The sequence below is a fragment of the Polynucleobacter paneuropaeus genome, assembly GCF_003261235.1.
In the GTDB taxonomy this organism is placed as follows: Bacteria; Pseudomonadota; Gammaproteobacteria; order Burkholderiales; family Burkholderiaceae; genus Polynucleobacter; species Polynucleobacter paneuropaeus.
On sequence record NZ_CP030085.1, the window covers coordinates 1,177,202 to 1,198,101 of the forward strand.

Genomic DNA, 20,900 nt, shown 5'->3' on the forward strand with positions numbered 1-20,900 from the left:
TTAGAGTTTGTTCCTATCTGGATTGATAGTGCTGCATCCATTTACTAGCAATAGTCTTTTTATCTTTTTCAGCCAATGACGATATAGAGTTTTTTGGCGCATCATGGAGGCGCCCTAAGGCGAAAATTATTTCCCCCTGAACTAATTGAATAAAACTACCAACAACGCCACCATGTATAAAATTAACTGGATTGCCATCATTGCAAAGATATATTAGTTTTCCGTCAACTGTAATTGATCGTAAATGAGCGGCAACAATTTGAGAATGATTAGTAATTCTATTCATGAGGCACTCTGACAACTCGTCATCAGCAGATGTTGCACAAAAAATGTAAACCTCATTCCTTAAATGATCAATATCATCAATATTTAATGAACGTGATCCCGTGGCGCAGAAGAGGATTTGTGAGGTTTCAAGTAAATCTTTTTTTGAGTTAACTTGAAATCCCATAGATAAAGCAGATGCGGTACGAATCGGATTAGATTCAAGAATATTCACTCTAGCTCCCCTATTGACTAAGGCACAAGCTATTGCTCTACCGATTTTTCCAAACCCAATCACTCCGGCCTGCCTTCCAACTAGGATTAATCCCTGAGAGCGTAAAATTGCTTCAGCAGAAAATACGATAGCCTGACCAACCAATAAGTCCTCTGGCTCCTTTAAAGCGCTCCTAGCAGCCGAAATGATTGGTGGATAATGACTAAAGGGCGGACGAATTTTTAATATATTTTGATATTTTTGATGTCCATTTTCTGTATCCTCAACTACGCCAATTAATTTATCCCCAAATCTATTAACAAGTGTGGGATAAACGGCTGCAAAATATCCGCCAATATCGATAATTGCGAATTTTTGATTTCTTGTTAGGGATGAAATTTCACCTAAAAAAATTTCCTGCTTGGAAATAATCTCAGATCTGGCGTAGTCAAGCACGTGATAGTTTTCAGATACATTTTTTAACGAACCAAATATCTTCGAACTTTGCTTTGGAATAACTCCAGCTACTCTAGTAAAACTAGAAATAGCTTCAAGAAATTGAATGCTACCTCTGCATATATGTAGAACAGCTATGATGCTATCTATTGGGTAGCATTTTGATGACCTAATAATAGAATTGAAATAGTGAGCAGAGTTTTGCATTTATCCTCCCTAAAACGCAAAATACTAGCAATCAACTCTTTTTCAGGCTACCTGAAAATTTATTAGGAAATGAACTACAGAATTTTTTATTTAAGGAGTTAATTTTTTAACCAAGAAGCATCAATAGTTTTTGCTCATCAATGACTGTAATACCTAATTCTTCTGCTTTGCTTAGCTTGCTGCCAGCGTCTGTACCTGCGACAACATAATCTGTTTTTTTGGAGACCGAGCCAGCGACCTTCGCGCCCGCCTTCTCAAGCAGGTCTTTAGCTTGATCACGACTCAAGCTTGGAAAAGTTCCGGTAAGCACAAACGTTTTTCCTACTACTGCAGCGCTGATCACTTTCTTTTCAACGGAGAGTTGCATGCCTGATGCAAGAAGTTGCTCGATTACTTCTCGATTATGGGCTTCCTCCATGAAGCTCACAATAGAATCTGCTACTACAGGGCCTACATCTTTCACAGTGAGCAAATCTTCCAAGCTAGCATCCATCAGAGCATGCATCGACTGGTAATGATTAGCTAGATCTTTGGCAGTAGTCTCACCGACATGACGAATACCTAAAGCAAAGATAAATCGGGCCAAAGTCGTATTGCGTGATTGGTTGATCGCCTGAATTAAATTATCGGCGGACTTCTCACCCATACGCTCTAAATTGGCTAGAGCAGAAAAACCTAGGCGATAAAGATCTGCGGGAGTTCTCACTAAGTTCTGATCAACCAACTGATCGACAATCTTTTCACCGAGGCCCTCAATGTCGAGCGCCCTTCTGTGAGCAAAATGAATTAATGCCTGCTTACGCTGTGCCCCACAAAATAGGCCACCACTACAACGCGCTACTGCCTCATCTGCTAAGCGCTCAATATGAGAGTCGCATACAGGGCATCGGCTTGGCATTACGAATTCAGTCGCACTTTTAGGGCGTCGCTCCTTAATGACGGACACCACTTCAGGAATCACATCACCTGCTCGCCGCACAGTAACAGTATCCCCAATGCGCACATCCTTGCGTTTGACCTCATCCTCATTGTGTAAGGTGGCATTCGTGACGGTGACACCCCCTACCTCTACAGGAGCCAATCGAGCGACGGGAGTAATGGCTCCAGTGCGGCCCACCTGAACATCAATACCCAAGACAGTTGTTAAGGCCTCTTGAGCAGGAAATTTATGCGCCAGAGCAAAACGGGGCGCTCTTGAGACAAAGCCGAGTGTGTTTTGCTCAGCAATAGAATTGACCTTGTAGACAATCCCATCGATGTCGTAAGGCAAAGAATCACGCTTAGCCTCAATCTCATGATAAAAAGCAAGCATGTCTTCTACCGATTTCAGGACTTTTCGCTCTGTACATACTGGTAAGCCTAAATCAACATAGCGATTGAGTAACTCCTCATGAGTTGCGGGAAGCCACCCCTGGGGCTCCAAGGCACCCAGACCATAAGCAAAGAAAGACAGTGGACGTTTAGCGGTGATCTTCGAATCCAACTGTCTTAAGCTACCCGCAGCTGCGTTACGAGGATTGGCAAACTCTTTCTCACCCTGCGCAGCTGCCAGTTGATTCATTTTCAGGAAATCCTCTAAATACATGAAGACTTCACCGCGCACCTCTAAAACAGCTGGAATATTTTTACCTAGGAGCCGCAAGGGAATCGCACGAACTGTTTTGATATTTGCTGTGACATCTTCACCACTTGCACCATCACCTCTCGTTGCGGCTCGAACTAAAGAGCCATTTTCATAGCGCAATGAGATCGCAAGGCCATCAAATTTCAACTCGCCAGCATAGTCCACTTGCTTGACATTCAACCCCTCTCTACAGCGGCGATCAAAAGCAATCAATTCAGCATCTTCAAAAGCATTATTGAGAGAGAGCATCGGCACCACGTGCTCTACCGAATCAAATTCTTTGAGGGCAGCCCCACCAACCCGCTGGGACAGTGACTCTGAAGTGATCCACTCAGGATGGGCTGCCTCTATCTCCAATAATTCTCGATAGAGGCGATCGTATTCAATATCGGGCAATAGCGGAGCATCGAGAACATAGTAAGCATGCTCCAGTCGAGCTAGCTCTTTTTGTAAAAAGGCGTAACGATCCGCGAGATTCATCGGCCGATTAGACGACAAAGTACTTCCTTAGCTAAATAATCTGATGGCAGTGGATGACCCAGCAGGAATGCCACTCTTATCCAACTTGATATAGAGCACATCTAAATGCTGGCGGATGCTGGTGACTGCAGCTTCACTCAAGTTCATGCCGTTGTCATCGACTAAGCGACCATGGGCGATCTGAGCGACTGCAACACCCTCCGCTAGCATTCGTTCAAAGGCACGCGAGCTCTCAGGCACCAAGGGAAACTCCAGCAATAAGGTCAATTGCTTCACAGATTGATTAGGGTCGAGCTCGGCGCTTTTAAATAATCCAGCTTCAGGTCCACCAAATTCGTAGGATCTGCCATTACGGCTTAAATGAAAGCCTCTTTGTCGCAGAATAATAGCCAAGTCTTTCCACGAACAGGGCTCATCGAATGCCACGTTAATACTGAGCTGAATATCACTCTCTGCTGCCATGCGATCAAGCTCTTCGGCACTTTCTAACATTGCACTTACAGTGGGCATATCAATTTGTGATCCTAAGGTTTCAGCAAGTAATTGGACACGTGAACAAAAATCAGAAAGCTCTAAAACACCAATCGGACCACGTCTGCTTGCTAACTGAATCGCTAGTTGTAATTCAGAATAAATTGCATCGCTTTGAATGGGCTCCCAAGTCTCTACCTCATCCACATTTACATTGAGGCCCTCGCACATCCACTGAACGCCTGATGGCCCGGGAATATCTTGCCAATCTTCCATTTCTTTAAGAATTTCCTGGCCGCTAATCGGCTCATCAAAACGCAAGGAGATGACACAGTCAATGCGGGGATCAATTGCAGCCTTTTCAGAACTCATGATTACCGGCGCTTGGACCTGCTCTGCCTCAGTCTCATTTTGTGTCGAGCTGATATCGGCAAATCCGGGGGCAAATCGTTTTTCTAGCGCATTCTGGGCTTTTGCCTTTTTACGAACATGTGCGTATCTCAGATTCAGTAGCGCTACAAGTATCAAAATACCTAGGCCAATAACTGCTAAAGCAAACTGCAAGTCTGACAAACCCAAACTTGTCATGATTTGCTCTAAAAACACTTAAGCAGCCTCCACCATCGATACGGCAGATGAGATATCAACCGCAACAATGCGGGATACACCCTGCTCTTGCATGGTGACACCAATCAGTTGATGGGCAATTTCCATGGTGATCTTGTTATGTGAGATGAAGACAAACTGAGTCTTATCAGCCATTCTGGAAACCATTTCAGCATAGCGCAAGGTGTTTGCATCATCTAGTGGCGCATCGACCTCATCGAGCAAACAGAATGGTGCAGGATTGAGCAGGAATAGCGAAAAGACTAAAGCAATTGCGGTTAGGGCTTTTTCTCCACCCGATAATAAATAGATGGTGCTGTTCTTCTTACCAGGTGGCTGAGCCATCACTTGGACGCCGGCATCTAAAATCTCTTCGCCAGTCATAACTAACTCTGCATGACCACCACCAAATAACTCTGGGAATAATCTGCCAAAGTGCTTATTCACCTCATCAAAGGTGCCCTGGAGTAAGTCGCGGGTTTCAGCGTCAATCTTCGCAATTGCATCAGTCAAAGTTTGCATTGCTTCGTTCAAGTCAGCTGATTGCGCATCTAAGAATGACTTACGCTCGCGAGAGCTGGCCAACTCATCTAAGGCTGCCATATTGACAGGTCCAAGAGACTGAATTTCAGTATTTAAACGATTGACTTCGCTTTGCAAAGCGCCAACCTTGAGGTCTGAGCTAAAGCTAGTTTCAAGTGCGATCAAGTCAGCTTCTGCATCGGTTAATAAGGTCGCAAACTGTTCAAAGTTCAAGCGTGCTGCTTGCTCACGTAACTGGAGATCCACCACTTTATCGCGCATGGGTTGTAAACCACGCTCGATTAATAAGCGCTCTTCATCGGCTTCACGCAACTTATGCAACAAGGCATCTTGTTCCGTTCTTGCGGCTGCCAGCAAAGACTCTCTCTCGCTTCGTGTCAGCAATAGGCCCTGCAGTTGCTCTTGGGCAGCTTCATCGCTCAAACTCTTCAGCTCTTCTTCTGCTACAGCGTATTTATCCTGAATCTCCATGATCTGAGTACGCGCAGTACTTTGGTCACGCTGTAAGTCAGCAATACGCTGTTGAAGCGATCGTGTAGCAAAAGCAGCTTCTTGGGCGGCCATCTCTGCGGCACGCAAAGATTCACGGAGTTGATCACGCTGTTGGCTCGCGAACTCTAATTGCTGATTTGCCACAGATAGTTTTTGCTGGAGGTCTTGCTTCGCGCTCTCAGAAGTCTGTAATTCATGAGTGGCTTGATTTTGCGAAGCCATGAGCTGCTCAAGTTGTTTGGCTAACTCATCCAAATCATTTTGTATTTGCGCGGCTCTTTGGCTATATTGTTCTTCAGCTTGAGTGAGTTGCATTCTCTCAACCTCAAAGCCATGCGCTTCATTCACGGCGTGCTCAGCATTTAGGCGTGCTTGTTCTGCGGCCTGATGTGCAGCTTGATAATTAGCAATACATTGATCCATCTCGCCTTGAAGCTCGCTTTGGATCAGTTTTTGTGCACGCAGTTGCTTCTCAAGACTTTCCATCTCCTGTGCGCGAGCTAGCATGCCAGCTTGTTCAGAATCTGCTGCGTATAACTGAACACCAACGCGACTCACCAAATGACCTTGTTGGGTTACCAAAGCGCCGCCCGCTGGAAGTTTTTCGCGACGACGCAAGGCATCTTCGAGACTATCAGCAATATAAATTTTATCTAGCCATTCTTGTAAAACGGCAGAAAGACGCGGAGCGCCTGCACTTTGCACCCGAGAAACCAAGGCAATGAAATCGGCTGGAACCGGAGATGATGCTGGTGCAATTTCTTCAGTCAATAAAATAGCAAGGCGACTTGGTGGCGCATCATTTGCTAATGCCAGAGTCTCTTGAACACTCTTTGCCGTCACTGCTGCTAGACGTTCACGCAATACGGACTCTAAGGCGGTTTCCCAACCAGACTCTACTTTGAGCTCTTGCCAGAGTCGCTTACTTTCTTTAAGTCCCTTGCTTTCTAACCAAGGTCCGATCTTGCCTTGCGCTTGAACGCTAGCTTGTAGCGCTGTTAATGCGGTGAGCTTGGCTTCGGTCTGCGCTAGATCTTGATTAGCAGTCTGAATCTGTTGTTGGGCAGCATTACGCGCTTCATCGGCTGCAGGCACGCGTTGTTGGGTTTCTAGAGCACGCTGCTTAGACTCTTCTACCTTACGCTGGGCCATCACTTGACGATCTAGGGCCATTTGTAAAGCCTCAGGGTCGGGCTTACGCATTCCGCTTAACTCATCATGTAATCGGCTCGTACGACCCTGCAACTCTTCTTGTTGAGCTGACAATGCTTTAGTTCTCTCACCTAAGCTAGCTAAACGCTGCTCCATCGCCGCCAAACTATCTCTAGCAACATTAAGAGCTTGAACTGCAGATTGGTAAGACTCTTCACGCCCGGGCAATTGTGTTTGCAGCGCACTCAAATCGGATACCAAAGCTTGCTCTTTTTCTACAGCAGCAGCCAGCTCATGTTCGGTAGTACGCTGGGCTTGTGCTGCATCGGTTTCTTGTACAGTCCAACGCTGAAGTTGTGCCTGTAAATCCTGAATTTGTTGAGCAAGACGTTGACGCCCTTCCTGCACATAACGAATTTGTGACTCTACTTGGCTGATATCAGAGTTGGTTTGATACAAATCGCCTTGCGCTTGAGAAACCTTGTCTTGAAGTGCGTACTGCTCGGTACGCATCACTTCTAATTGCGTCTCGGCGTGTCTTAACTTCGCTGTCTGTTCTTCTAAGCCGACTTGGGTATCGCGAATCGCATTGGCATGACGCTCTTGCTCTTTACCAGCTTCGGTTTGACGCACAAACCACAACAATTGCTGCTGTGATTTCATTTCTGCAGATAACTGGGCATGGCGTTCAGCCACAGTTGCCTGCTTCTCCAGGCGAGTAAGTTGCTGATCCAGTTCACGCAAAATATCTTCAACACGAGTGAGATTTTCTTTAGTGTCTTCAAGACGCGAGGCAGTTTCTTTACGACGCTCTTTATATTTCGAGACGCCCGCAGCCTCTTCTAGGAAAACTCTCAACTCTTCAGGCTTAGACTCCAGAATACGGTTGATCGTTCCTTGCCCAATAATGGCATAACCTCTTGGTCCCATGCCGGTGCCCAAGAAAATATCTTGAATATCTTTACGACGTACCACTTGATTGTTAATGTAGTAACTCGAGTTACCATCGCGTGTCAAAACGCGTTTGACAGATAACTCCGTAAATGCGCCCCACTGACCTTGCGCACGTCCATCTGAGTTATCAAAAATCAATTCAACACTGGCACGTCCCGAAGGTTTGCGTAAACCAGAGCCATTAAAAATGACATCCTGCATTGATTCACCGCGTAACTCACTTGCACGAGATTCGCCTAAAACCCAGCGAACAGCGTCAATAATGTTGGACTTTCCGCAACCATTTGGGCCAACCACCCCAATTAACTGACCCGGCATTTCAAAATGGGTTGGATCAACGAATGACTTAAAGCCGGAAAGTTTGATGGATTTCAGATGCACGGCGGACTTTGTAGGATAAAAAGGGGTTTAAATGAGGGGTCAAAAATTACAGCTAAAGTGGGATGATGATAGCAAGCTTAGGGCTGTTTACACCCGTTTTTGGCCCATCGATATAATGATAAATCGACATTCAGGGCAAAATCCCTTAACAATCTTATAGTTAACTAAAAAGCATGAGCCAATCCATTCAAAACACCATCGAACAAGCCTGGGAAAACCGCGCCAACCTCTCTCCTCAAGCAATTTCTGCAGAGATCCGTCAAGCAGTTAATGCTGTCCTAGAAGGCCTTAATTCAGGGACTATTCGGGTGGCTGAGCGTCAAAGCGTGGGCAAGTGGGAGGTTAATCAGTGGGTAAAAAAAGCTGTCCTCCTATCCTTCCGCCTTGAAGACAACAAACCCATGTCTGCTGGTGGCTATACCCAGTTCTACGACAAGGTGCCCAGCAAGTTTGAGAATTACACTGAGGCTGACTTTGCAGCTGGTGGCTTCCGAGTGGTTCCCCCTGCGATTGCTCGCCGCGGCTCCTTTATTGGCAAGAATGCCGTTCTAATGCCCTCTTACGTCAATATTGGCGCCTACGTTGGTGAAGGCACCATGGTTGATACCTGGGCAACAGTCGGTTCATGCGCTCAAATTGGTAAGAATGTCCATTTATCAGGCGGTGTTGGTATTGGTGGTGTTTTAGAACCCATTCAAGCTGGGCCCGTCATCATTGAAGATAACTGCTTTATCGGTGCTCGCTCTGAAGTGGTCGAGGGTGTTGTGATTGAAGAAAACAGCGTACTTTCAATGGGCGTCTACATCGGTCAAAGCACTAAGATCTATGATCGGGAAACCGGTGAGGTCCATTACGGCCGTGTGCCAGCTGGTTCAGTAGTGGTCCCAGGCTCTATCCCAGCAAGCAATGGGAAATACAGCCTCTATGCCGCAATCATTGTGAAAAAAGTCGACGCACAGACCCGTGCTAAAACTGCAATCAATGAATTGCTCCGCGACTAAATCACCATGAGCGCAGCCCTTGATCTCACTGAAGCACTGATCGCTTGTAAATCAGTTACCCCTGCTGATGGTGGTTGCCAAGAACTGATCGCTCAGCGTCTACAAGCAATTGGCTTTCATACGGAAAGTATTGTTAGTGGTCCAGACGACTTCAGAGTAAGCAATCTGTGGGCCATCAAAAAAGGACAGCTAGGCGATCAAGGTAAAGTTTTTGTCTTTGCAGGCCATACCGATGTAGTGCCAACCGGCCCTCTCGAAAAATGGACCAACGATCCATTCACTCCGACGATTCGTGAAGGCCATTTATATGGTCGTGGCGCTGCTGATATGAAAACCTCGCTGGCGAGCTTTGTAGTTGCTACCGAAGAATTTGTTACAGCGCATCCAAAGCACTCGGGTTCTATTGCTTTTTTAATTACGAGTGATGAAGAAGGTCCTGGCCATGACGGCACAGTGATTTTGTGTGAACGTCTTAAGCAAGACAAACAGAATCTTGACTACTGCATCGTTGGTGAACCCACCTCAGTTAATAAACTCGGTGACATGATTAAAAATGGCCGTCGCGGATCCCTCTCCGGGAAACTGATTGTCAAGGGCGTGCAAGCCCATATTGCTTACCCTCATTTAGGCAAGAATCCGATCCACTCAGCAGCAGGCGCAATCCAAAAGTTAAGCGATATGGAATGGGATAAAGGTAATCCATTTTTTCAGCCAACCAGTTTTCAGATCTCCAATATCCACGCCGGTACAGGCGCAAACAATGTGATTCCAGGCGAGTTGAAAATTGATTTCAACTTCCGCTTCTCTACTGAAAGTACTCCAGAGCAGCTGCAAGAAAAGGTAGAGAAGATTCTTCAATCTGAAAACCTGGACTACGAGATTGATTGGCATGTGGGCGCAAACCCGTTTCTGACTGGCGATGGCGCTTTAGCCAATGCCCTACGGACCGCCATTCAGGAAGAAGTCCATCTAGAAACAGAATTGTCGACTACTGGTGGAACTAGCGATGCTCGCTTCATCTCCAAAATCTGCAAAGAAGTTGTTGAGTTTGGTCCTATCAATGCCACGAGTCATAAAATTGATGAGTGCGTCAATATTGATGATGTTGAGCCACTGAAAAATATTTACCGTCTCACGCTTGAGCAATTGGTTGCTTAAGCCATTCCTTCTTCAATACATTCCCGATCATGGACCCCGAGCCTCAACCCCAACTGACAGTTGATCAGAGTATTGAGCAAGTTGCTCTGTTGCTAGAAAAAGCCAAGCTCCATTACGGGCATGGAGCAAGTGATGCGCCAAGTGAAGCGCTTTGGATTGTGAGCAAGCAACTGGATCTCAGTCCCAGCGATGCTCTAGATCAACTTCAGCAAGTCATCTCTCCAGAAAATCATTCAAAAGCACTCGCACTTGCACAACTACGAATAGATTCACAAAAACCGCTTGCCTATCTCTTGGGCGAAGCTTGGTTAATGGGCGTCCCCTTCTATAGCAATGAACAAAGTATTGTGCCGCGCTCATGGATCGCAGAATTGATCGTTAATGGTGATCTAGAGCCCTGGCTCCCTGCTGATGGAAAAGCTCTCGATCTTTGTACTGGTAACGGATCTCTTGCAATTTTGCTGGCACTAGCCTGTCCTGATATACAAGTGAGCGCATGCGATATTAGTCTGCCTGCACTGGCTTTAGCCTCACGCAATCTAGACCGTCACGGCCTAAGCGAGCAGATTGATTTACTCCATGGTGATCTTTGGGAGGCATTATCTGAGCCCAATGAAGAAAATCGTTTTGATCTCATCATTTGCAATCCACCCTACGTCAACGCCGATTCAATGAGCAAGCTCCCTGCAGAATACTTAGCTGAGCCTTCTTTAGCTCTATCAGGTGGTGAAGATGGCATGGATTTAATTAGAAAAATTATTAGAGGCGCGCCAGATTATTTAAGCGAACGTGGCGCACTCTTACTTGAAATCGGTAACGAATATGAGAACTTCAAGAAAGCATTCCCACAAATTCCAGCGATTTGGATGGAAGTCTCAGCAGGTGATCAACAGGTCTTGCTTATTCAAGCAGAAGATCTGCACTAGCTCAGCTCATTCGCTGCAGCAATCGCCTGGTCAATTCTTTCAACAGGGATTACTTTAAGTCCCGGAATTTTATTCTTTGGCATATTGGCCTTCGGAATGATTGCAAGCTTAAAGCCCAATTTGGCAGCTTCCTTCAATCGTTCCTGACCTCTCGGGCATGGGCGAATCTCCCCAGCTAAACCGACTTCACCGAAGACGATCAATTCTTTGGGTAGTGCACGATTTCGAATTGAGGATTGAATAGCGAGTAGAACAGCTAAGTCAGCAGCAGGCTCAGTGATTTTGACGCCGCCTACTGCGTTTAAGAATACGTCTTGATCAAAGCAAGCGACCCCAGCATGACGATGTAAGACCGCCAGCAGCATTGCCAAGCGATGCTGCTCCAACCCTACCGCCAATCTTCTTGGGTTGGGGATATGGGCGGTATCAACTAAAGCCTGGATCTCCACTAAGAGTGGTCTGGTACCTTCTTGCGTTACCAGAACACAAGCTCCTGGCACCATCTGTTCGTGCTGCGATAAGAAAATCGCTGATGGATTCGATACACCACGCAGACCTTTTTCAGTCATCGCAAAAACACCGAGCTCATTGACAGCGCCAAAGCGGTTTTTAATCGAACGCACCAATCTAAATGAAGAATGCGTATCGCCCTCAAAATACAAAACCGTGTCCACAATATGTTCTAAGACACGAGGACCAGCAAGATGACCGTCTTTGGTGACGTGCCCAACCATCAATACACAGATACCACTGGACTTGGCGGCCCTCGTGAGTTGTGCGGCACACTCACGCACCTGGGCTACTGAGCCTGGCGCAGAACTGAAGGCTTCTGAATACAAAGTTTGAATAGAGTCCACCACGAGCACTTGAGGCTTCACGGTTTCCATGATGGACAACAGCTTCTCTAGCTGAATCTCAGCCAATACTTCAAGCGCAGGGGCTTCTAAAGCAATCCGTTTAGCCCGTAATGCAATTTGCGCAGCTGACTCTTCACCACTACTGTAGAGAACATGCATACCAGCTGAACTCATCTCAGCCAAAGCCTGAAGTAACAAGGTGGATTTACCAATGCCGGGATCACCACCCAAAAGTACAACACCGCCCGGAACTAAGCCACCACCTAAAACGCGATCGAACTCTTCTACCCCAGTACTAAAACGAGGTAAATCTTCCGCAGTAATTGCTGCAAGTTTTTGTCTTGGTAAAGATTGAGCCAAACCCTGAAAGCGGGATGGTGTTCTCGACTCAGGAAGTCCTTCCTCCATTGTGTTCCAAGCCTGACAGGAAGGACACTGCCCTTGCCATTTAGCAGAAGTTCCGCCACATGATTGACAGACATAAATCGTTTTAGCTTTAGCCAATGTATAACCTAGTAAAAAAGGATAAGAAGAGTTACAGCTTAATCGAGCTGAGTACCAGCTTTATTTTCTTGAGAGCGTTTAGGTGCATCTTTACGACGTTGCTCTAAATCAGCCGCCCTTTGGGCAGCATCTTTTTGCTTCTGCTCGTACTTCTGTTTATTTTCAGCGCGTTCAGCCGCTTTTTCAGGAGAAGCTCGATTAGCTATTTTTTCAGCATCCTTCTGATCCTTTAGACTCTCTCGGATCTTTCTTTGCTCAGTGTGCAAGGCAATTTGTTGAGTGCTAATAGGATCAATTGCCTTACGGTAATCAGAGCGAGCTCCGCTTAAACAGTAGCTTACCCAATAATGGGTATAGCATTCATTTTGCGCTTTTTCCCAGCGGTATTTAGCCCAGTCGCGTTGGAGCTCGAGCTGTTGATCAATTTTATTTAGCGACTCCAGCTGAGCCTCCTCCTCTGGCGTTGCAAATGTCAAAGGGGTGAAGCAGCATGAGGCTAAGAATAGGAGTGCGAATATTCTGAAGCGCAGGCTAATTGGTAGTGTCAAATCTCAACCTTTGCACCCAACTCAACTACACGATTAGCTGGAATCTTAAAGAAGTCAGATTGTCTTCCAGCATTCTGATACATCCAAGCAAAAATGACTTCGCGCCAGATAGCCATACCTGGTAAGGATGTTGGAATAATCGTATCCCTTGATAAAAAGAATGAGGTATTCATTTTATCGATCTTCAAGTCAAACTGACTTTCGAGCAAATCCAGAATTTGATTAGAGTCTGGTGTCTCTTTAAATCCATAGACTGCACGTACAACGTAAATATTGGGGCCAATCTCTTTGAGCGTCAATCTTTGATCATCATCAACATAAGGCACATCCCAAATGCTGACCTTGAGGAAAAATACCCGCTCATGCAAGATGTGATTGTGTTTGAGGTTGTGTAAAAAAGAGACCGGCAAGTAGTCGACATGCGCAGTTAAGAAAACAGCAGTTCCCTCAACTCGATGCGGTGGGTTTTGTAGGAGGCTGTTCATGAAGGAATCGAGACGAATACCGTCATCCAATACCCGCTTGCGAACAATTTGACGTCCTTGATACCAAGTCATCATGAGTAAGAAGCAGATTGATGCAATAACTACGGGGAACCAACCACCATCTAAGAGCTTGGTGAGGTTTGCTGTAAAGAATCCAAGATCCACAATCAGAAAGCAGCCGATGATTAATGTCACCCAAATTGCGTTCCACTTCCAGAGGGCTTTCATCACTACTGCGGCAAGCAAAGTAGTCAATAGCATGGTCGTAGAGACTGCAACACCGTATGCTGAAGCCAAATTATCCGACTTTTTAAAAGCCAAGACGATTCCAATCACGATGAAACACAGCATCCAATTAATAAAAGGAACGTAGATCTGCCCTTTTTCTTTGGCAGAAGTAAAAAGGATTTTCATCCTAGGCAAGAAGCCGAGCAAGATAGCCTCACTCGTCATCGAGTAAGCGCCTGAGATACAAGCTTGTGAAGCAATGACTGTTGCAATGGTTGCCAGTATCACCAAAGCAAAGGTGTATGCATCAGGAACCATCAAGAAGAAAGGATTAGTAATTGTCTCTGGGTGTACCAAGAGCATTGCTCCTTGCCCAAAGTAATTGATTAGCAAGCAAGGCATGACTAATCCAAACCAAGCCAGCTTAATAGGACGAATACCGAAATGCCCCATATCTGCGTACAGTGCTTCAGCGCCAGTCAATACCAAAAAGATTGATCCAGTAACAGCAAAAGCGATACCCGCATCTTGAGTCATAAATCTAAAGGCATAAATCGGATTCAAGGCAGCGATAATTTGTGGCGCATCCTGAATTTGATAAATCCCCATTACAGCCAAAGAGGCAAACCAAATCAACATCACAGGTCCAAAGAGAATACCTACCACTGAGGTCCCTTTTTTCTCAATCAAAAAGAGACACAACAAAATAGCAATGGTAATAGGTAGCACATAGGGTATGAAGTCATTCGAAACCACCACCGTACCTTCAATGGCTGACAAGACAGAGATTGCTGGAGTAATCACCGCGTCGCCATAGAAAAGACAGGCGCCCAAAACGCCGGTAAGCATAATGACGACATATCGTTTTGATTTAGTGTCTGCGGTTCTGAGAGCTAGCGCCATCAAAGACAGGATCCCACCTTCGCCATGATTGTTGGCCCGCATGACAAATAACAAGTACTTCAGCGAAACAACCATGACAAATGACCAAAAAATCATCGATATGACGCCAAAGATCGAATCTGGTGTCATCGGGATTCCATTGACTGGATCGAAGCAGACTTTTAATGCGTAAAGCGGGCTGGTGCCAATATCACCAAACACAATACCGACAGCACCTAAAGCCAATGCAGCCAAGCTACCTTTTTGTTGATGGCTTGCCCCCTCAATCTCTACTGGGCGCAATATCTCTGATTGAGAGAATTCAGGATTACTGACTGACATAAAGCTTCCTTGATGGGTTGATGATCATCATGCTGCGTGGCGATATATTACTCCTGAAATGTGGTGCCCAAGGCACCCCTAATAGCCTTAAATATTCCTATCTCTAGACTCACTAAAGCGAACCAGATGGACAAGTTGAGGGAAAAAATGTTAGAATCTAAGGCTCAGACGCGGGGTGGAGCAGTCTGGCAGCTCGTCGGGCTCATAACCCGAAGGTCGTAGGTTCAAATCCTGCCCCCGCAACCAAATTAGTCATATAGAACAGAGGGATACGCAGGTATCCCTTTTCTATTGGCTCCTCAGAGCTCCCTAGCATCGATATTTACCTGGGTTTCGTCTAAGATATCTTCATAAAAAAGAGAATCCATCTCCCTCTGACTCAATAAGATTAGGGTTGCGATGAAAAAATATTTACTGTTAAGCCTATTTCTACTCCTTGCCTGTTCAAAAGGCTCGCAAACCACCTTTTCGCTTGACTGCGAAGGCACCTACACTGAAATATCAGGCTCTGGGTATGTTATTAGTACCGCTAGACAGAAACGACACTACGAGATTGACGCCAACCAAATGTCTAAGAGAAGTTGCATAAAGGATGGCTTGGTACTCAATTGCTATAGAGAAATTGAATATCCCAATTTGCAAAGAACAAAAGAGCAATTTCTGTACAACACAGGTGACTATTCTTTAAGTGATGGAGTTACCCGAATTGGGGTCGATACCGCAACTGGTAAACCCATTTTCATTAAGACAGAATTGTTCAGAACAACCTGCCCAATGACAGTAAAAAGATCTAAGAAAGAATCTTAATTTTTAGCTGTTAGTTAATTTTCTGTGCCAAATTCTTTTCTCTCTGTGGCGCCAATTAATCTTTAAGAGTCTATTCGATTTGAAATCCCAAATCTGAGCTCCCGTTTCTGAAGTTTGATAAAACGGAATACCCAAATCTTGATAACGCTTAGTAACTGTTGGATGTGGATGCCCATAGCGGTTTAGATGTCCATTTTGAGCAAACGCTTGATGTGGGTTGATCGCCTCAAGTAAGCTAATTGACGATGACGTTTTGCTCCCATGATGTGGCGCCATCAAAATCACTTCCTTGTCATTACCCTGTGAGTATTGATCGTCAGTCAGTCTATTTCTCATTTCAGCCTCGCCATACTTCTCAACATCCCCTGTCATCCAAAAAGAATAACGATCATTACTGACTTCTACTACACAACTCATCTCATTTGGCTTCATTGGGTATGTCTTTGCAAAGTTGGTCTGCTCATCTGGATGCCATACCCGAAACAACACGCCATCCCACTCCCATTGCTGCCCATACCGACACGGTAATGCTGGAATGGCTCTTTTCTTCAAATGACTAAGTAGTGGGTTGTCTTGCGGTAAAGAGCCCATCATCGAAGCAAACCGAATTTCTTTCAATATCGATACCGCTCCTCCAATATGATCGCTATCGCTATGACTAATCACTAAGCGGTCAATCTCATGAATGCCTTCACCCATTAAAAAAGGAATGATTACTCGCCTACCTGCATCATCCTTTGTGCCGTGTGTCGGTCCAGTGTCATACAGTAGCGTCTTTGTTGCTGTTTGAATGAGCACTGCTGTTCCTTGTCCAATATCTAAAACGGTTGCCCGGAATTCTGCAGACTTGAGATGATTTAATGGCGGGATAAATAAAGCAACTGATAAGCAAACTCCGCATAAGCGAGACCTCCAGCCATCAATCAAATGCCCAGGCCGAATCGAAACAATCACACCTATCCCAGCAATTGCTAGGGCCCAGAGCTTGGGCTCATGCGAGCGATGTACTGCCCAAGGCCAACTAGCAAATTCAGTTAAAGCGATTCCCAGATACTCCATTGCCAAATGCGCTAGTTTCAAAAACCATTGTCCTAACCACTCCGGCAATAAAGCCCCGACAATAGCAAAAGGAGTCACTACGTAACTTACTAGCGGTATCGCTAAGGCATTTGCAATAGGCGAGACTATTGAGGTTTGATAGAACCAATAAAAAGTAAGTGGGAGTAAAGCAATCGTTACCACCGTCTGCACTCGACAGGCCTCTGATAAAGCCATCTTGATTCGATCAAGCCAATGCAGTTCAAATTCCTTTCCAGTTGGGATGCCTAATAGGGCCTTTGAGTCTTTCATGGAATAGAGAATGGCAGCAACAGCACCAAAGGAAAGCCAAAAGCCAGGGGTATAAGCTGCCATTGGATCAATCAAGAGAACAAAAAAGAGCGCCCACCACCAAATATCAAAAGATCGGGGATTGCGGCCATTCCATAGCGCGAATGCAACCACCCCAACCATATACATGGTTCTTTGAGCTGGTATCTGAAAGCCGGCCAACCAGGTATAAATAAATGCAGTCAAAAAACCCATGACGGCAGCAATTTTGCTAACAGGAACATACAGAGGGAGAGAGGATCTGCGCCAAAGTCTTGCTGAAATGATTGCCCCTACTCCAGCCAACATAGTGACATGTAATCCCGAGATGGATATTAAATGTCCAATGCCCGTTGCATTAAATACTCGCCAATCATCTTGTTCAATTGCATTCTGATCACCAAGCACAAGAGCAACCAGTGCACCTTGATAGCGCGCATCTATAGGTAGTAGGCGTTGAATTTTTTCTCGTAATTGCCACCGCCTCAGCTCCATACCAAGGCGAAAATCCAATATCCCAATCGCATTTGCTTCAAGCAACTCGCCCGATCGAACTGATCCAGTCGCGCCATAATCCTGATGAAATGTCCAACGCTCAAAGTCGAATGTATGGGGATTGAGTAAGCCATAGGGTTGCTTCAACTTAAGCTTCAATTTCCAACGCTGTCCTGGAATAATTTCAGGGATAGCGTTCGTATTTTTCCAAGCCGGGTTCCAACTAAGATATACCCGCCGAGGAAATGCCTCTATATGCTCTCTAGAAGATACTTCTTCCACTTCAAAGGCAAATCTAACGCCACGAGTATTACCCTGAGGCAAAGCGTCTACCCTGCCGATTAACTCAAACTCTGCCCCATCTAAGGAGTCAGATAAAACATGGCTTAGCCTTTGATCGGCGTAATGGGCAGTCCAACAGAATCCTAAAGTGAAGGCAAAAATGAGAGTTAATACAATCCTGATCAGATGATGTTTGAAGAACAAGATTGTTAGCAACAATACAGTTGTTAAGGCCAATGAGATTGGCAAATAGTTTGCCGGCACAGCAGGTAAAAAGAGAAGAAAGGATTCCCCGGCGATAAACGCCGTAATTGCTAAGCGCAAGGGCCTTTAAGAAGCGAGAAATGAAGACCAGCGTGGCAAAGCTTGAGATGCATTTTGCATCACAGCTAGCGCAAACTGATCATGACCAATACCTCTAATATCTGCTAACTCAGTAGCAATGCGAGGTAAATAAATGGGTGAGTTAAATTCTTGACTCTCATCTCTTAGCCATGCAGGAGGAATATCGGGTGCATCAGTTTCAGTGACGATACTATCGAGCGGTAACTCTTTCAATAAGCGACGAATTTGTAGCGCACGGGTATAGGTAGCGGCACCCCCGAACCCAAGCTTGAAGTTCATGCTAATAAATTGCTCTGCCTGCTGAAAACTACCATTAAAAGCATGTGCAATGCCTCCCGGAATGGTTCTTTGCCGTAATGCTTTGAGGATTACATCTTGAGAGCGCCGAACATGCAGCACAACGGGTAATTGATATTGCTGCGCTAAATCCAACTGTCCCTGGAAAAAGAAATCCTGTCTTTGTGGGTCTAAGCCTTCTACAAAATAATCGAGGCCGATTTCACCAATCCCCACGAAGCGAGGATCTTCAAGATTAGCCTTAATTGCTTCTTGCAAAACCTGGAGATCACTCTCTTTAGCCTTCTGAATATATAAAGGATGGATTCCTAATGTGTACACCAAACCAGGAATGTGTTTTGAATATTGATGCGCGAGTTCTGTAACGTGTTCAAAATCACTTGCTTGAACTGAAGGCAGCAAAATAGCTTGGACACCCTTTTCAGCAGCTTCAGCCAAGATCGATGGGAGATTAGCGAGTAATTCAGGGGCGTCCAGATGGCAATGGGTGTCAACCCATGATGGACTGATACTCATCCAGCAAAGGGCCTTAATACACCGCGATCAAGACGCATAATGCGGTCACAGCGCTGTGCTCGCACAGGATCATGCGTCACGATCACAAATGCAGTCCCCTGCTCGCGTGCAATACTTAACATCAAATCAAACACACCATCGGCAGTTTCAGTATCAAGATTACCCGTCGGCTCATCGGCTAACACGCATGCGGGGTTACCAACTAAAGCTCTTGCAACAGCAACGCGTTGGCGCTCTCCTCCAGACAGCTCACCAGGCGTATGTTTCTCGCGAGTAGATAAACCGACTTGTTTCAGAATTGCACTAGCGCGGGCAAGAGACTCCTCGCTATCTAAGCCTCTAATACGAAGTGGTAAAGCGACATTCTCCAGCGCAGTAAATTCATCCAAGAGATGATGAAACTGATATACAAATCCGAGGCTACGATTACGAAGTTGATCGAGCTTTTTAATTGAAAGTTGATTGAGGTTTTCTCCTGCTAGCGTGACTGTGCCACTAGTAGGAGTATCTAAGCCACCCAATAGGTGCAAAAGCGTACTCTTACCAGATCCTGAGGAGCCCACAATAGCCAACTTTTCTGAAGGCGATACTTGCAAATCAATCGTCTTGAGGACCTCAACCGCAGAGGCACCTTGACCATAGGTTTTGGCTAACCCGTTTGCACTGAGGACAATGGCATTGGAATTACTCATAACGGAGTGCCTCCGCAGGCTGAACCTTTGAAGCACGACTGCTTGGATACAAGGTAGCTAAGACCGATAAACCAAAGGCCATTAACCCTACTGTTAGAACATCTGCAAGATGAACATCCGATGGCAACTCACTAATGAAATACACATCGCGAGGCAAGAAGCGCACCCTAAAGACTGCTTCAATTGCTGGAACAATCACATCAATGTTTAGGGCAATCAATAAGCCAAAGGCAACTCCTGCTAAAGAGCCAAGCAGACCAATGGCAAGCCCCTGAACTAAAAAGATGCGTTGAATCATGCCGGGACTGGCGCCCATGGTTCGCAAGATTGCGATATCTGCCTGCTTCTCATTAACAGTCATCACTAAGGTTGAGACTAAATTAAAGGCTGCTACTGCAATGATGAGGGTCAGAATGATGAACATCATTTTTTTCTCGGTTTGGACTGCTGCAAACCAATTGCGATTGGTACGTGACCAATCTGAAATCCATACATTTGCGGGTAGTACAGATGCAATTTCATTGGCAATCTCAGGCGCACGCTGCATATTATCGACCTTGACTCGCAAGCCCGTAGGATCACGTGTGCGAAGTAAAGCTGCAGCATCTTGCCAATGCATGATGACTAATGTGCTGTCAAACTCGTAATGACCGCTATCCACAATACCTACGACTTGCAAGGTGCGCATTCTAGGTAAAGCACCTGCTGGAGTGAGATCAGCTTCTGGAACAATTAAATTAACCCGATCGCCAACATTAGCACCAATGATGGCAGCGAGTTGCGAGCCTAAGGCAACTCCAAAACTTCCTGGTGTGAGATCGTTAATACTTCCAGAAACAAATTGTTTTGGTAAATCCGATACCTTGATCTCTTCACTAGGTGAGACGCCTCGAATAGATACGCCGCGCATTGCCCCACCCCGACTTAATAAACCCTGAGAGCTCACCATGGGAGCAACACCAAGGACGTGGGGCTGCGCAGCAACCGTCAATGACAAAGGTTGCCAGTTAGCCAAGCCATCTGGGGCAGTAATTTCAATATGGGAAAGAACAGATAGCATCCGATCCCGCACCTCTTTTTGGAATCCATTCATGACCGAGAGCACCACAATTAGGGATGCAACTCCTAAGGCAATGCCGATCGTAGAAATACCTGAAATAAACGATAGAAAACCGTCACGCTTACCAATTGCCTTCCGACGCTTAGAACGGGTGTAGCGCAGGCCAATTTCGAGCTCAAGGGGAAATTTCAACATCCCGACAGTTTAGTGAATTACCAAACTAAACCAATGGAATAATCAAATGCCACCTAAAATCAGGGGAA

At 45.7% G+C, this 20,900-nt stretch carries 15 protein-coding genes and 1 tRNA gene; 5 read left to right on the plus strand and 11 right to left on the minus strand.

Features of this window, described 5'->3' with window-relative positions:
- Positions 1-13: 13 nt before the first annotated feature.
- The 4 genes from Pas1_RS06205 to smc form a co-directional block, all read right to left on the minus strand.
- Positions 14-1,141, minus strand: coding sequence for an NAD(P)-dependent oxidoreductase (locus Pas1_RS06205; protein ID WP_112294785.1), 1,128 nt, complete (start codon positions 1,139-1,141; stop codon positions 14-16).
- Positions 1,142-1,247: 106 nt separating this feature from the next.
- Entirely contained in the window at positions 1,248-3,245 is a 1,998-nt protein-coding gene (ligA, locus tag Pas1_RS06210; protein ID WP_112294786.1) for an NAD-dependent DNA ligase LigA, read from the minus strand.
- 27 nt (positions 3,246-3,272) lie between these two features.
- Positions 3,273-4,304 carry a cell division protein ZipA C-terminal FtsZ-binding domain-containing protein gene (locus Pas1_RS06215; RefSeq protein ID WP_112294787.1) on the minus strand — a complete coding sequence of 344 codons (1,032 nt, stop codon included), beginning with the start codon at positions 4,302-4,304 and terminating at the stop codon, positions 3,273-3,275.
- An 18-nt stretch (positions 4,305-4,322) separates the two neighbouring features.
- Positions 4,323-7,844: a chromosome segregation protein SMC gene (smc, locus tag Pas1_RS06220; RefSeq protein ID WP_112294788.1), complete on the minus strand. Its 3,522-nt coding sequence runs from the start codon at positions 7,842-7,844 to the stop codon at positions 4,323-4,325.
- A 173-nt stretch (positions 7,845-8,017) separates the two neighbouring features.
- Here smc and dapD point away from each other — a divergent pair, with 173 nt between their 5' ends.
- Genes dapD through prmB form a run of 3 tightly spaced genes read left to right on the plus strand, consistent with a single transcriptional unit; the run spans position 8,018 to position 10,929 of the window.
- Complete coding sequence (dapD, locus tag Pas1_RS06225) at positions 8,018-8,845, plus strand: 2,3,4,5-tetrahydropyridine-2,6-dicarboxylate N-succinyltransferase (protein ID WP_112294789.1); 828 nt, start codon at positions 8,018-8,020, stop codon at positions 8,843-8,845.
- Between the two features lie 6 nt (positions 8,846-8,851).
- Positions 8,852-10,003, plus strand: a complete 1,152-nt coding sequence (gene dapE, locus Pas1_RS06230) for a succinyl-diaminopimelate desuccinylase (protein WP_112294790.1) — start codon at positions 8,852-8,854, stop codon at positions 10,001-10,003.
- 29 nt (positions 10,004-10,032) lie between these two features.
- Positions 10,033-10,929, plus strand: coding sequence for a 50S ribosomal protein L3 N(5)-glutamine methyltransferase (gene prmB, locus Pas1_RS06235; RefSeq protein ID WP_112203529.1), 897 nt, complete (start codon positions 10,033-10,035; stop codon positions 10,927-10,929).
- Here the strand turns inward: prmB and radA are convergent.
- Genes radA through Pas1_RS06250 form a run of 3 tightly spaced genes read right to left on the minus strand, consistent with a single transcriptional unit; the run spans position 10,926 to position 14,775 of the window.
- Entirely contained in the window at positions 10,926-12,290 is a 1,365-nt protein-coding gene (radA, locus tag Pas1_RS06240) for a DNA repair protein RadA (protein ID WP_112294791.1), read from the minus strand. The genes prmB and radA overlap by 4 nt on opposite strands.
- Before the next feature lie 38 nt (positions 12,291-12,328).
- On the minus strand, positions 12,329-12,838 hold the full coding sequence (locus Pas1_RS06245; protein ID WP_112203525.1) for a hypothetical protein: 510 nt from the start codon (positions 12,836-12,838) through the stop codon (positions 12,329-12,331).
- Positions 12,835-14,775: a potassium transporter Kup gene (locus Pas1_RS06250; RefSeq protein ID WP_112294792.1), complete on the minus strand. Its 1,941-nt coding sequence runs from the start codon at positions 14,773-14,775 to the stop codon at positions 12,835-12,837. The genes Pas1_RS06245 and Pas1_RS06250 overlap by 4 nt, the downstream gene beginning before the upstream one ends.
- 169 nt (positions 14,776-14,944) lie before the next feature.
- Here Pas1_RS06250 and Pas1_RS06255 point away from each other — a divergent pair.
- Both Pas1_RS06255 and Pas1_RS09575 read left to right on the plus strand, forming a co-directional pair.
- Positions 14,945-15,021, plus strand: a tRNA-Met gene (locus tag Pas1_RS06255).
- 321 nt (positions 15,022-15,342) lie between these two features.
- The gene (locus Pas1_RS09575; RefSeq protein ID WP_136625606.1) at positions 15,343-15,582 is read left to right on the plus strand and encodes a hypothetical protein; all 240 of its coding nucleotides are present in this window, start codon (positions 15,343-15,345) and stop codon (positions 15,580-15,582) included.
- 3 nt (positions 15,583-15,585) lie between these two features.
- Here the strand turns inward: Pas1_RS09575 and Pas1_RS06265 are convergent, their stop codons facing one another.
- From Pas1_RS06265 to Pas1_RS06280, 4 genes are read right to left on the minus strand one after another with little or no spacing between them, the layout of a single operon-like run.
- Positions 15,586-18,051 (minus strand): DNA internalization-related competence protein ComEC/Rec2, encoded by a 2,466-nt coding sequence (locus tag Pas1_RS06265; RefSeq protein WP_225971593.1) that lies wholly within the window; start codon positions 18,049-18,051, stop codon positions 15,586-15,588.
- Between the two features lie 6 nt (positions 18,052-18,057).
- Positions 18,058-18,885 carry a TatD family hydrolase gene (locus tag Pas1_RS06270; protein WP_112294794.1) on the minus strand — a complete coding sequence of 276 codons (828 nt, stop codon included), beginning with the start codon at positions 18,883-18,885 and terminating at the stop codon, positions 18,058-18,060.
- Complete coding sequence (locus tag Pas1_RS06275) at positions 18,882-19,577, minus strand: ABC transporter ATP-binding protein (RefSeq protein ID WP_112203517.1); 696 nt, start codon at positions 19,575-19,577, stop codon at positions 18,882-18,884. Before Pas1_RS06275 ends, Pas1_RS06270 begins: the two co-directional genes overlap by 4 nt.
- Positions 19,570-20,829: a lipoprotein-releasing ABC transporter permease subunit gene (locus tag Pas1_RS06280; RefSeq protein ID WP_192874770.1), complete on the minus strand. Its 1,260-nt coding sequence runs from the start codon at positions 20,827-20,829 to the stop codon at positions 19,570-19,572. Before Pas1_RS06280 ends, Pas1_RS06275 begins: the two co-directional genes overlap by 8 nt.
- Positions 20,830-20,900: the final 71 nt, after the last annotated feature.